This window comes from Streptomyces sp. NPDC005728, assembly GCF_040630895.1.
In the GTDB taxonomy this organism is placed as follows: domain Bacteria; phylum Actinomycetota; class Actinomycetes; order Streptomycetales; family Streptomycetaceae; genus Streptomyces.
This window is the reverse complement of the sequence record NZ_JBEXYL010000101.1, coordinates 14,943-28,471: the sequence shown is the minus strand read 5'-3', so window position 1 is coordinate 28,471 and position 13,529 is coordinate 14,943. Positions and strand designations below refer to the sequence as shown.

The 13,529-nt window shown below is 68.3% G+C and carries 6 protein-coding genes and 3 pseudogenes; 3 read left to right on the top strand and 6 right to left on the bottom strand.

Going from position 1 to position 13,529, the window contains the following annotated elements; all coding sequences use genetic code 11:
- The first annotated feature begins 2,316 nt into the window (after positions 1–2,316).
- Positions 2,317–3,153 carry a GNAT family N-acetyltransferase gene (locus tag ABZ471_RS39525; RefSeq protein ID WP_359073558.1) on the top strand — a complete coding sequence of 279 codons (837 nt, stop codon included), beginning with the start codon at positions 2,317–2,319 and terminating at the stop codon, positions 3,151–3,153.
- On the opposite strand, the pseudogene ABZ471_RS39520 reads toward ABZ471_RS39525, so the two are convergent.
- Positions 3,138–4,342, bottom strand: a pseudogene (locus tag ABZ471_RS39520) (transposase). The gene ABZ471_RS39525 and the pseudogene ABZ471_RS39520 overlap by 16 nt on opposite strands.
- A 170-nt stretch (positions 4,343–4,512) precedes the next feature.
- Positions 4,513–4,721, bottom strand: a pseudogene (locus tag ABZ471_RS39515) (transposase family protein); the annotation flags it as partial.
- A 365-nt stretch (positions 4,722–5,086) separates the two neighbouring features.
- On the opposite strand from ABZ471_RS39515, the gene ABZ471_RS39510 reads away from it, so the two are divergent.
- Complete coding sequence (locus ABZ471_RS39510; protein WP_359073556.1) at positions 5,087–7,042, top strand: ricin-type beta-trefoil lectin domain protein; 1,956 nt, start codon at positions 5,087–5,089, stop codon at positions 7,040–7,042.
- 806 nt (positions 7,043–7,848) lie between these two features.
- Here ABZ471_RS39510 and ABZ471_RS39505 read toward each other — a convergent pair.
- The 4 genes and pseudogenes from ABZ471_RS39505 to ABZ471_RS39490 all read right to left on the bottom strand — a co-directional run.
- A complete protein-coding gene (locus tag ABZ471_RS39505) occupies positions 7,849–9,432 on the bottom strand; it encodes an AMP-binding protein (protein ID WP_359073554.1) in 1,584 nt (527 codons plus the stop codon).
- 16 nt (positions 9,433–9,448) lie between these two features.
- Positions 9,449–10,648 carry an acyl-CoA dehydrogenase gene (locus ABZ471_RS39500; protein ID WP_359073553.1) on the bottom strand — a complete coding sequence of 400 codons (1,200 nt, stop codon included), beginning with the start codon at positions 10,646–10,648 and terminating at the stop codon, positions 9,449–9,451.
- Between the two features lie 69 nt (positions 10,649–10,717).
- A complete protein-coding gene (locus ABZ471_RS39495; RefSeq protein ID WP_359073551.1) occupies positions 10,718–11,542 on the bottom strand; it encodes a 2,3,4,5-tetrahydropyridine-2,6-dicarboxylate N-succinyltransferase in 825 nt (274 codons plus the stop codon).
- A gap of 331 nt (positions 11,543–11,873) precedes the next feature.
- Positions 11,874–11,969, bottom strand: a pseudogene (locus ABZ471_RS39490) (PfkB family carbohydrate kinase); the annotation flags it as partial.
- A 561-nt stretch (positions 11,970–12,530) separates the two neighbouring features.
- Here ABZ471_RS39490 and ABZ471_RS39485 point away from each other — a divergent pair.
- The coding region (locus ABZ471_RS39485; protein WP_359073550.1) for a serine protease at positions 12,531–13,529 on the top strand (999 nt) is incomplete at its 3' end.

Below are 13,529 nucleotides of genomic sequence, written 5' to 3'. Positions count from 1 at the left end.
GGAGTACAACCCGCGCGAGAAGGCATCCGCAGAGGTTCAGGCTGCTTGACGAAACCCATTAAGAGTCTCAAGGGGCACCGGGCCGTGGCCACGAGACCCGATGGCCAGCGAGGCCGCAGCAGTGGGCGCGGCCGGCGGTCCGTTGCGCACAGTCGCTCCAGCCTGTCCCGGACGCCTGTCACATCCGGTTGGGCCCAGGGGCCTGATGCGTGGCGCATGGGAGGGTACAGACGCGGACGGGGAAACAGACTGCAGCGGCCGACACGACGGCGAGTGCGGCGTCGTAGAAGTGCCCGCGTTTCGTCGTCCCCGAATTCGGCTGGCGCCGCCGGTGTCGGTGCTGTGGCCGCGCGAGTGGCCCTCTCTGGCTTTGCAGGTGAGAACGAGGAACGTATGTAGGAGGGTTTGGAGAGCATCCGCGCCTCGATGGTGGCTGACACCTTGGCGAGTTCTGAACGGACTTGACGTCCACTGAAAGATGATGGATAGGGCACCGTGGCGGATCCGTCGGCGTTGGGCAGCATCCGCCGTATGCACACCCTTTCCCTTCCGGCGCGCCGCTGCTGCCGTGGATCGCGCTCCTGGCCTCTCCCCCGGCACTCAGCCTCATTCGTTCTCCGACGCCTAGGGGGGTTGTGTGGTGTGAGGTACGCCCGGTGTCGGCGCGCAACGCAGCTGTTTTGACCCTGTTGGGCCGTGTTTCTTCGGGATCTGACAACCCAGCGGATCTCCCGTCCGCTCTCCCCTCCTACGTGCCCAGCAGACTTCCGTACTGGGCGGACCCGCCTTGAGGTGGACGCGTAGGACTTCCGTCGCCGGTGTGATGCGAGTGTGGCCGGAGGTCCCCGTCCCACCGGCCGCTTCTCCGCCTTCCAGCCTTTGAGGAGACCGCCATGACATGGGTCGACAGCTACCTGCACGCACCGCTCGACGGCGACTACACCGACGACAGTGACCTGTACGAACACCCGAACGCCGTCGTCGAGGAGCCCATCCGCCACGCGTTCGTGACGTACTCCCCCGAGCTCGAAACCGCCGTTCGGCAGCACGTCGCCCATCTCTACCAGAGTGCGGCTGTCGCCCGGTTCGGTGCCCCGCGTCCCGGTGCCGCTGGCCATGGCCACGATTCGCTCCCGCGTCGGATATGTAGTTGGGTGCGCCATCGAAACCACAGACCACCGTCCCAAGCACCCAGGTCTTACTGGAGAGTCCCGGCGGGACAGAACAACTCAAGGTGGTCGGCACGACATGGCGTCGACGACGACGGCGTGTCCTCAAGGGCACATGGGATCCGTGCAAGTTCGCCGGCCAGGGTCCCGGCTCGACGTCTCGCAGCACCTGATTGAACACCACCACCGGTTGGGCTGCTGCCGCTCCCAAGCAGCCCGCGCGGGCGGACGCAGCGCCTACTGCTGCTGCTCGTCCGCGTGGGGTGAGCCCTGCCGTGTACATGAACTGGGGGCCGGCAGCCCGGTGAACCGGCCGAGCACCGCAAGTGGGTGAAAGACTTTGCCGACGAGGACGGCGACGCCTGTGCGCAGTCCACTCACACACCACTTCGGCGCAGGAAGGGCTGGGCGACGTCGCGTGCCGGACATGGCGAAGCATGTCCGATGGGTGCGGTGCGGTGCGGTCCGGGCCGTCGTCGGGCGGAGGGGCTGTCGTGGCTGTGCGCCTGGAGGATGACCGGTGTTTTGCCGATCGTCTGATCCCGCATGCGCTTGGTCAGCTGGGGCGTCGGGCGGTGTACGGCCTTGTGCTCCGGACTGCCTGGTCCGGCGGGCCTTGCCATGCGCAACCACCGGGGAGCCGGGCGGGCGGTGGAGGCGTGCGGGTTCTCCGGCTCCGATCGGTGGCGCTGCCTCCGCCGCCGTCTTGATGTCCGGCGTGCCAGCGTGCAATGCGGTTACGGATGCGGCCCGGTGCGCGGACCGGTCGGGTCGACAGGTGCATCTGCAGGAGCGGGACGGCACACGGATCGGCGAGGCCCTCATCGCCGACCCCGCCGAGGGCGCTGCGGTATTGAGGCGGGTTGCCTCTGAAGGCTTCCGCGGACGACGGTTCCCGCTACGAGGCGGTCTTACACCTCCACGAAGGGGGCGGCTGCACCGGCATACACCTTCGTCCGGCGCCTCGTGAGGCAGCTGAGCGAGTCATGCGTTGCGTGGCTGGCTCGGTTCGGCCGTACCTCTGCCGTCACGCAGGGATGTGCCGTTTCGGTGTCGCCGGGGAGTGGCCTTCACGGAAAGTCGTCTCGTGCGGCAAGGAGTGTGCTGCACTGGCCTGCGTGATCTGCGGGAAGGGACTGGGCCCAGCATGGATGTACCGACCCGGCCACCGGCGAGGACGAGTGAACTGACGGCCCGCCCCATGACCCGGGCCGACACTTCAGCGGTGCTGGAACTGATCGACGCGGACCAGTTGCCGGGCCGAAGCCCGGCCGGCGAGACCCTGACATCGATCGGTACAGGCCTGCACCAGGTGAGCACCCTGGTCGTGTGTGATCAGCACGGCCGGGTCGTCGGGGCGGTGCGCCACGGGCTTCGGGCAACAGACGCGGCCGGGCTGATCGTGTGGCTCCACGGGCACGAGGAGTCCGAGGCGGTTGCCGCGCTGATCGCGCTGTCCCGGGCCCGTCTCGGCAGTCGACCGATGTACGCGTGCACCGGCCCGGCCACCGCCACCGGCATCCCCGGCCTGCCCGTGCGGCACCGCAAGGCCACTGCGCAGGCGCTGACCGCCGCCGGGTTCACCCCCAGCCGTGCCCAGTGGTACTTCCTGCGCGACCTGTCCGTCCCACCGCCGACGCCGGAGTACCCGCTGGCAGAGATCACGACGGTCGGCGACCCTCTCGGCTGGCAGTTGGAGGTCACCGACGCCGGCGGCCACCACATCGCCACAGCCATCCTGCGCGCCCCCACACCCGACACCGCCGACATGGCCGTCCTGTGGCAGCTGACTGTGCGCACCGAACACCGCCGCCGCGGTATCGGCACTCACCTGCTCGGTCAGTGCCTCCACCTCGCCCACGTCCACGGCGCCCCCCGCCTCACTGCCGACGTCCCCGGCAGCGACGTCCCCGCCGCCCGGCTGCTGGCCAAGGCCGGCTTCCTCCCCGTCGATGCCCTCACCGTCTATCACTGCCCCTTCTGACAGCGTCGGCGCAGACCATTGACTGCTCTTCTCCCTGAGGGAAGGTGATTCCTGGCTCGGGCTGCCTGCTGAGGCGGCGCCTCAGTGGGTCTTGCGCCTTCGGCACCAGCCGGGTTCAGACCTGCCCGGACGAGCATGACGCGGGCGGAGTTCTTGTCCCTGGGGATACGGCTGCGCACGCGGTGCAGGCATACGTTCGCGTCGAAAGAGGCAGTACGTGCTTGGTTCTCGCTCCGCACGTTGCGCAGTCCATCGTGGTGTGCACGGGATGGATCAGATGCACGGTCCGCCGGTGCTTGCGGGCCATCTCCACCAGCGCCCGCTTCGCCGCACCGATCGCAGCGCCTGCCGCCTTGCGGGCCATCGTCGTACGGGCGAGGAACTTCGGCCTGAAGTCCTCCACCGCGAGAGCATCGTGATCACGGACCACGCGCTTGGCCCGCTTACGGGCCCCGTCCTGGCGTTGCCGGGCCACCTTCGTATACAGCTTCGCCGTCTGAGCTTTCGCCGCCGGTAGCCGTTCGATGCAGGCTTTCCCCTGGCCGGTCGGCGCCGGACCATCATCCGCTGATAACGGGCGAGCTTCTGAGCGGCCGTCTTCCCGTGCTCAGGATGGGGCAGATCATGGGCATCGCTGGTGGTGGTCGCACTCTCGCGTACGCCCCAGTCGATCCCGATCACACGCCCGGTGGGCGCCGGGCGTTCGACCGGCGCCGGCACGACGAACGACGTGTACCACGCACCTGTGGCGTCCTGGTACACGCGCACGCCGGACGGGGCCCCGGCAGTTCCCGCGACCACACCACCCGCAGCACGATCTGGCCGGCGAGATGCAGACGGCCGTCCTTCACCGCGAAGCCGCGCCGCGTGTAGTTCAGGGTCGCCCGCACCTCCCGCTTCTTCTTCCAACGCGGCATACCCGCCCGCCGGTGCTGCGGCACACGATCCTTGATGTCCTTCAACGCCTTCGCACGGGACTTACCGAAATCCCGTATGAGCTGCTGCTGAGGTACCGACGAGCCGCCCCTCAGCCACGGGGTTCCCCGCCGGGCCTCGGTCAGCATCCGTTCCAGACCCACCGGCACCGGTCCCACTCGGCTTCCAACGCACACCGGGCCGTCTCCGACAGGCGCACACGGAAGGTGAACCGGGCATACCCGGCCTCCTCCGTGATCGCACCCGTCGTCATGCACCCGAACCTACCCGGGGGCACTGACAGTTGGGCTGCCTCACCCAGCCACGGGGCGGACGCCGAATCACCCTGGCGGTGATCCGGCTGCCTCTGCCCTGCTCCGCAGGATACCGATCCCTCCCCGGCCTGAAGACCGGGACATCCTCGGAGATGCCCGGTGAGCTGTTTCAGCGTTGCCGCTCCAGGGTGAGGACGGCCGCGGCGATTGGCGTCATGCGTTTCGGGCTGCACCGGGATCTGCGGAAGATACGCCAGGACTTCAGTCGTGCCACGCCGTGTTCGACCGGTGCCCGTGCGGCGGACAGTGCACGGTTGACGGTTTGCTGGTTGGTGTGAGCTCGCGACCCTGCGGGCGTCTGAGGGGTGTCGTCAGCCACTCCTTGAATGCCCTTCCCGGGGACCGCTGCGGCACCGGCCGGGTGCTCGCGTTTCCCGGCACGGTCCGTGCACCTGTCCGCCGCCGATAGCTCACATTCACCCCTTGGATCCCAGTTTCATCCCCGACGGAGAACAACTCGAGGGGCCGTTCGGTTCTGACGAACAGTTTTTACCTAGTCAACATGCGGGGGAGAGGTCACCGAACGGGTGCCCAGCACACCGGCGGGGTCAGGTGATCTCCTCCGGACTCTGCGTCGGGAGGAGAGATTCACTCTCCGGCGATTGTGAATACCATTCAGCAATCCTAAACTCGATTCCGTGAAGATTCCGCTGATCGTGCGCCATGCCGGGAGGAGGACCACCTTGAGCGAGAGACCGCTCGCCCAGGAGCTGCAGAGTCTTTCGGACGCCGCACTGACTGCGCTGGTGCGGCAGGGCCCGCGGTCCGGTGACTCGTTCCTCGCCGTGGCCGAGCTCTTCGCGCGGCACTGGGCGAGCGTCTACCGCTATGCCGCGTTGTGCACCCACAGGCCGGCCGCGACCACGGTTCTGGCCAAGGAGGCCTTCCTCCACGCTCAGCGGGAGGCCCGCAGCAGCGAAGAAGCGGCCTTCGCCTGGCGCCCCACTCTGCTCGCGACGGTTCTCGCGCGCGCCTGTGTCTGGGCACAGGGCAACCGCAGACCAGAGCTGAGCGCCAAACTCCTGGCCTGGCTGGACGAACCGGACAACGTCCGCACGGGCATGGAGGGCGGCCCCCTGTCCTCCCTCGCCCGGCAGGCCTTCCTGGAACTGCCCGAGCAGAGCCAGTGCCTGCTGTGGCACAGCGTGGTCGAAGTGGACCCGCCCGCGGTGGTCGGCCGCCTGACCGGCCTGGACGAGCAAGTCGCCGCACGGCATCTGGCCCGGGCGCGCCAGCTCTTTCGCGAGGCGTGCGTCCAGGCCCACCTCACCAGCACCCTCGACCGCCAATGCCTGGCCTACGGCAGCCTGCTGGACGCGGCCACCCGCACCGAGGCCTCCGATCAAGGACCATCGGATCTGCAATGGCATCTCGCGGGCTGTGCCCACTGCCGCGCGACCGCCCACGAACTGTCCCAGCACGGGGACCGGCTGGCCCTGATCCTGGCGCACGGCCTGCTGGCCTGGGGAGTCGAGCCATATCTAAACGACGGAGGGCGACAGGCTCCAGAGGGCGACACAGCCAGGCTCCCCCGGCGACCGCAGGCCGCCCCACGCACGCGGGTGCGCCCGGGGACCGTCGCCATCGCGGTGGGGGGTATCGCCGTCGCCCTCGCCACCGTCTCCGCCGCGGTGGTCCGTTTCGTGCCCGACACGAGCAGCCACGCCGCCGAACCGCCGTACAGCTACACCCAGCATTCCTCGACCAGGAAGCCGGACGAGGACTCGGTCACTTCGCGGCCCAGTACGGACGGTTTCCGTACCGTGCTGCGCAATGCCGCGACCCGACAGTGCCTGGACGTCCGCGACGGCACCCTCGTCCCGAAGGTGGACGTGGTGAGCACCCGCTGCACATCGGCCGCCCGGCAGCAGTGGATCTTCGGCGACGACTCCAGGGTGCACAATGCCGCGGACACTGGCCTGTGCCTGGACGCCACGGGCTACGGAACCCTCCAGGTCCGCGCCTGTCCCAGGAATCCTGGCGAAGGCGCGGCCGGGCTGCACCTGGTCTGGAATACGAAGGGTGAGATCACCACCTCCGCCTCACCGCATCTGCTCCTCACGACCCCGGAACACGCCCGCAACCGCACGGACATCGTCGTCCTCAAGGCCCGCGACGGTTCCCGCGCACAGACCTGGGTCCACAGACCGCCCGTCGCCTCCCCCGGCCGCACACCGTCACCCGGACTGAGCATCATCGGACGGGCCGAAGAGAGCGGACCGTCAGATTCTGCCGAACCCTCCCTGCAGAGCACCAACCCGGTCTCCGCATCCCACGTGCCGAAGGCGCCGAAGCGCCACAGCTCCTCCCGCCGTCCGTCGACGCCTGCTTCCTCCCCCAGTAGCTCGCTGAACCTGTCCACCCGTGCCGTGAGCTACGGAGACACCTATACCGCTACGGTGCGGGCGTTCAGCCCTGGCGAGAGCGTCCGTCTGTCCTGGAGATACGAAGATCCGTCACGCGCAGACCAGTTCTCCGCCTGTGATCAAGTCATCGGTACCAGGGCGGCGGACAGCGCTGGTACTGCGGTGTTCCACGTCGCCGAGCGCGTCGCCCAGGCCGGCGTCGAATTCATCATCTGTGCCGAGGGGCTGCAGTCCGGCCGCACCGCCACGGCCCGGCTGACAGTGTCGTCCTAGCCCGGCCTGCAACCCGGGGTCCCGAACGGCGCCTGCCGTTCGGGAAGTGAGGCCACGTCTCGGACGAACACGGGGCAGCTTCACTCGGGGGTGGGTGAGTCAGCGCGAGTCCCCATGGCCCGGCGCATGGGACGGAGCGGCGAGCGACGCCGGTGCGTGGAGGCCGAGCAGCGCAGCCGAGGCGACAGCCGGCGCAACAGTGTCCGTCGGACAAATGGCGGGTCGTATGGGGAGGACCGTCATGCCGCACTGTGTGATGCGACGGAGTAGTGCGCGGTACGGCGGGCGTGTGGCAGCCGCAAGGGCGGGGCTTTGGCGGGGGACCTGGACCCGGCCCTCCCCCGGGGAATGGGGCGTCCGTTCTCGCCCCGGTGACACAAGGGGGTGCGGTTTTCACTGGTAGCGCCGTGGGAACACCACCAGCAACCGAGATCCGCGAACCGACTCTCATTCCTGAATACTGAATTGGGTTTCGGCGGTGGTCAAGACGCGTATGCATCCCGATTTCGGACCGCGCACTCGCGCGCACTGGGCGTTTGCCGCTGCAGCACCGCCGTTGAGACGGCGGTACGGCTCGACTGCCCAGGCCCGGAGAGACAACTCCTCCACCGGAAATCCATTTAGCGATACCGAACATGGGTTGTTCTTTCACCCATTACTTCCGGTCCGCCGAATCCAGAAAATTTCAGACACGTCACATGGTGCACTCTTCTCACCAGGCGGGGCTGCGGGTCGGAGGCGCTTTCTGCGAGGGCGTATGGAAGGCCTCGATATCGGCGACAGCGCCGGCAACCGCACCCTGTTCATCAGCGGCGTGCCGCCCGGTCGTCCGGGACTCCGGGCACAGAAGCGCAAGGGTCCGAGCACTCCGCCTGATGTCGCAGGAGCTTCTTGTCGGGTTTGCCGGCGTCGGTCAGGGGCAGGGCGTCGACGACGGTGATGCGGGCGGGTTCGTGAAGGGCACCGCGCCGTTCGCGGACCAGGGTACGTAGTTGACCGGTGTCGAGCCGGCCGCCTGGGGCGGGGACGACGGCCGCGTGTACCCGCTCGACGCCGTCGGTGTCGGGGACGCCGAAGACGGCGCTCTGCCGCACGTGAGGGTGGGAGTTGAGAAGGTCCTCCACCTCGGAGGTGTAGACGTGGCCGGCCCCGGTGTTGATCATGTCCTTCAGGCGGTCGACGATCGTCAGGTACCCGTCGTCGTCCAGGTAGCCGACGTCACCGGTGTGCAGCCAGCCGTCCCGGAGAACCGCGGCGGAGAGTTCGGGCTGCTTCCAGTAGCCCTGCATCAAGGTGGCGGAGCGCACGCAGACCTCGCCGGCCTGGCCGGTCGGCAGATTCCGGCCGGTGGTGTCCCGGATGGTCAGTTCGCAGCCGGGCATCGCCCTGCCGACCGAGCGCAGCCGTTCCGGCCGGGCCGGATCGTGGTCCTGGGTGTCCAGGACGGTGATGATCCCGGCCTCGTGCTGGCCGTAGAACTGAACCAGTACAGGGCCCAGGCGTTGCACGGCGTCCGCGATGCGGATGGGGGAGGCTTGGCAGCCACCGTAGGTCACCCTGCGCAGGCCGGAGGTGTCCGCGTGCTGCGCGTGCGGGTGGTCGATGAGCTGGTAGAGCAGTGGTGGCATCAGGAACAGGTCGGTGACACGCTCGCGTTCGACGGTGTCGAGGACGACGGCCGGGTCGAAGTCGTCGAGCAGGACGGCGCTGCCGCCGTGGCGCAGGACCTTGTCGGTCATGAGTCCGGCGGCGTGCGCGATGGTGGTGCACACCAGCAGCTTCGGGGGCTCGCCCGGCTCTGTTGGCAGGTCGGGGCCGAACGGCCTGGCTTGGCCGTAGGTGATGCAGATCCCCTTGGAGTGGCCGGTCGTGCCCCCGGAATGGCGGATGGTGCGGATGTCGTCCGGCCGCGCCCGGGAGGGGAAGGGGCTGCCTGTCCGGCGGGCGGCGAGCGCCAGTAGGTCGGTGCCCTGCGGCGCGGTGCCGAGGACCAGGACGTGCTCGACCGGGGCAAGGGCGGTGATCTCCGCGGCGTGTTCGGCATGACGGGGGTCGGTGATGAGGGTGTGGGTCTCGACGTCGCGGACCATGGCGGCATGGGTGCCGGCCGGCAGCCTGCTGTACAGCTGGTTGATCCGGCAGCCCAGCAGGCCGGCGGCGTAGCGGACGGCGATGGCCTCCGGCAGGTTGCCGGTCAGCAGGGTGACGGTGTGGTCGCGCTCGACTCCCTGGGCGTGCAGCGCCCACGCCAGGCGGTGGGTGAGATCGCGCAGTTGTCCGGCGGTGATACGTCGATGGTGGTGGACGAGGGCGTCTCGGCCGGGATTGGCGACCAGGGCGTCAAGTATTTGTTCGACTTCGGTGCGGGAGGGCTGTGCTGCGGTGGGCATGTGCGGGTCTCCTCGGTCAGCGACCGGCGGTCAGCAGACGGCGGTTTCCCCCCTGCTGACCGCCGGTCACCAGGGAGTGCGCCAGGACGCTGTAGAGAATGTCGTTGGGGCCGTCGGCGATGCGTAGTCCGCGGATGTCCCGCAGTCGCTTCTCCAACGGGGTGTGCCGGGTGTAGCCCTCACTGCCGTGCAACTGCAGGGCCAGGTCCACGGCGCGGTAGGCGGCGTCGGTGGCCAGTGCCTTGGCGGCCGAGGATGCGGCCGTGTCGATCTCGCCCTGGTCGATGCGCTCCAGCAGTGTGAAGCACCAGGCGGTGGCGGCCTGGACCTCGGCTGCGGCCGTTCCCAGTCTGGCGGCGACGGACGGGATGGCGACCAGGGGGGTACGGCCCACAGTGCGCCTGCGGGTGCGGTCGGCGGATTCCTGGATCGCTGCCGCGGCGGCTCCCAGACAGACCAGGGCCATCATCAGCCGCCAGGCGGAGAAGTGCGTGTCGAAGATCCGCCGGCCGCCCTCGGGCATCCCGAGCAGCAGGGTCTTGTCGAGGCGGACGTCGACGAAGTGGAGGTAGCCGAAGCTCCATCCCCGCATGCCCAGCGGTTCGGTGGTCTCGGTCAGGATCCCCTTGGTGTCCATCGGTACCCAGACCGCGGACAGCGGTACCTCGCGCAGGTCGGCCGTGTCGGCCTCGTCGCGGTCGACGATCTTGCCGAAGACGACGAATCCGCAGGCTTCCTTGATCCGGCTGATCAGCCCCTTCGTGCCCGACAGTACAAAGTGGTCGCCATGGTCGACCAGGACGGTGCGAAAGTCGCGCAGATCCGATCCCGACTGGGGTTCGCTGGATGCCACTCCGGCCAGCTTCCCCTGGGCGACGGCCAGCTCGTGCGTGTGTCTGACAAGCGCCGGTGAGCCGTAGCGCAGTGGCATGGCGGCATGCCCGCTGCTGAAGACTTCGCGGGCGTCGCAGTCCCGCTGCCCGGCCAGGAACATGGCCATCCCCTGGCCCACCCGGCCCAGTTCCGCCCGTTCGACGTCGAAGCCGGTGAGGCCGGCCTGCGCGGCCTGCGCGCGCAGTGCGAGCCAGTCCGGGCGGTGTTCCTCCTCGCACAACGGCGCGGGCAGGTGGGTGTCGAGAAAGGCGGTGATCCGCGCGGTCAGCTCTGCGAGTTCGGGGTGACGGTTCAGGACCTGGGCGATGCCGGTGGCAGGCATGGGCGGGAACTCCTCAGTGGGGGTGGGGGATGGGGAGGGATGGGCGTTGAGGTGTTGCGATGCCGGGTGTCAGAGGGTCAGCGGCTGGGCGCGCACCGCCTCGTTGAGTTTGGCCTTGTCATGGCGCTCGCCTTTCTCCAGGTGCTTGATCACCAGGAGGCAGGGGAGGCCGAAGGTGCCACCGCTGTACTCACGCGGTCGGCTGGCTGGCACAGCCACCGTCCACGGCGGAACCTCCCCCCGGCTGAGCTCCTCGCCGGTGGCAGCATCGATCACCGGAATGGTGTCGGTCAGCAGCGCACCGGCACCCAGCAGTGCGCCTTCGCCGACCCGGGCGCCGCTGTAGATCATCGACCGGGCGCCGATGAACGCGTCGTCCTCGATCACCACCGGCTTCGCCATGGGCGGTTCGATCATCCCGCCCAGGCCCACCCCGCCCGACAGGTGCACGTTCCTGCCCACCTGAGCGCAGGAGCCGATTCCCACCCACGAGTCGACCAGTGTGCCCTCGCCAACGTACGACCCTATGCCGATGTGGCTGGGCATGACCACCACTCCCGGCTCCTGGTAGCTGCCTCGCCGAATGACCGCACCGGGCGAAACCTGCACGCCCGAGGCTTCGATCTCCGACTTCAGCGGAATCTTGTCGGCACACTCGAACGGGCCGAACCGCGTGATTCCGGGCTCCGCCTGCTGGTACAGCAGCACGATCGCGCACTTCAGCCACTCATGGGTGACAACGTTGCCATCCATCAGCTCGGCGACCCGCACGCGCCCCCGGTCCAGCAGGCCGATTGCCCCATCGACCGCGGCCAGCGCCTCGGTCGTGTACACCACGGCCTCGTCGTCACGGCGTTCCCAGAGCTCCTCGATCTCGCTCCGCAGGGCTGCCACGTCGCTGTCTCGATTCCGCACTTCTTCCCATCCCTTGCTCCGACGGAAGGCCCTGCCGGTGAACAGCGGGGGCCCGTTACCGGCCGCTTGGCGCACGCCGCACCTACAGCGGGGACGTCCCATAGGACGTCAGCCGAGAGATCGGGAAAGTGACTCGCGACTGGCGGCGGACCGGCAACGACACCCTTCCACGCCTTCAATTCAAAGATCAAATCAATCAAATTCGATTGATTGATAAAACAATTGGGGCGAGATCTGAATAACATTCAAAGGTTCGCTCGCGGGGCGCGCGGTCAGTCCTCGACACGTCCGCCAGAGGGGCGCGCCTGCGCAGTCCATCGAGGAGCCCGGAAAGATATCCGGCGACGAACGCGTCGCCGGTGCCCACCACGTCGACCGCCGGTACAGGTGGCGGGGGACACCGATGCTGCCGTGCATCGTGGTGACCCGCGCCCCATACCCGCCTCCTGCTCATCGAGACAGGACACGCGTTGGACGCGACCACGGATGTCGAAAGCAGGCTGACAGCCACCTTGCACGCCGCCCCCCTTCCCCCCGCACCTCCCGTCAAAGCCTCCATCGACACCTACCTCGACCACGGCCGCCAGGCACTGCAGACAACCCTCGAGTCCACCACAGACGTCGAAACCCACCTGATCCTGGCTCTGCAGGAAAACCGACCTCGAACCGCAGACCGACAGCACCAGCGACGAGTAAGCACACAAGCACAACCGACGGGTCCGGTCCGCAAGATCCTCTTCGCTGACGGACAGCGCGACAGGCTGCCGGGCGGGCCTGCGCAAGGCACACCCGGCATGCCACCACGTTCAGTGGCGGGCCACGGGCTGATCCCTCTGTTCCCCGCCGGTTCGTTCGGCGCCAGGCTCCCGCCGTCAAGGAGGATCCACCGAACGATCGTTGCCCCTCCAATGTGTATCGAACTGTGAACGTGAGGCGTTTCCCGCCGACTACAGGAGCAAACACACGCATGGACACACGCACCCACCGACAGCGCCGCCGGGGCCGGCCACTCCTGATCACCCTGCTGGTGATCTGCCTCGCCGGCGGAGCGGCGACCGCCGCCCTGGCCATCACCGGCGGCCAGCAGGCATCAGACGAATACTCCTTCATGGCATCTTTGCAACGTACCGACCTCAACGGGTTTCACATTTGTGGAGGGGCACTCATCGACTCGACGACGGTGGTGACGGCCAGGCACTGCGTGAAAGGCACGTCGGCAGACCAGCTGAAGGTACGTGTCGGCTCGAACAGCGTCTCCGACGGCGGAGAGCTCGTGCCGGTCGCTGACTCGATCCCGTTCGACGATTCAGACGACACCACCGTCAACGACATCAGCCTGCTGAAGCTGGCCGAGCCGGTGGAGGCAACCCCGGTCCGGATAGCCGACACCAGCCCTCCGCCTGGCACGCCGGTCCGACTGCTCGGCTGGGGCCAGACCTGCGCCGACGCAAGCTGCGGGCTGACGGACGACCTGAAGGAACTCGACACTGCCGTGCTGCCTCCGTGGAACTGCGACTATTATCACCCTTCCGACTCCAGCACTGAGCTGTGCATGGACGCCACCGAGACCGACGCGATCTGCCCCGGCGACTCAGGGGGGCCCGCGCTCTTCGAGGACGGGGGCGAGCTGGTGCTCGCGGGTGTCGCCAGCAAGATGGCCGGCCCCTGCGGGATGTCGGACGTGCTGTATGCGGACGTCAGCGCCTTCCGCGACTGGATCGATGCCAACTCAGGCGACACATCGACGGGCGGCTCCACACAGGAGGCGTCCGACGACCAGGCCACCACCCCCGGCAACAAGCCCTCCGACGAGCCTTCCGACGGATCGTCCTCCCACGACGTCGACCGGAACGATCCTCCCAGTTTTGACCCCGGCCCCTTCGACCCCAACTTCGGCCCCCCACCCGGCCCCTTCGACCCCAACTTCGGCCCCCCACCCGGCCCCTTCGACCCCAACTTCGGCCCC

What these genes read in the sequence shown, in the direction of transcription:
- ABZ471_RS39525 (WP_359073558.1), top strand. Translation starts at nt 2,317, where the DNA reads ATGGATGTACCGACCCGGCCACCGGCGAGGACGAGTGAACTGACGGCC.
- ABZ471_RS39505 (WP_359073554.1), bottom strand. Translation starts at nt 9,432, where the DNA reads ATGCCCACCGCAGCACAGCCCTCCCGCACCGAAGTCGAACAAATACTT.
- ABZ471_RS39500 (WP_359073553.1), bottom strand. Translation starts at nt 10,648, where the DNA reads ATGCCTGCCACCGGCATCGCCCAGGTCCTGAACCGTCACCCCGAACTC.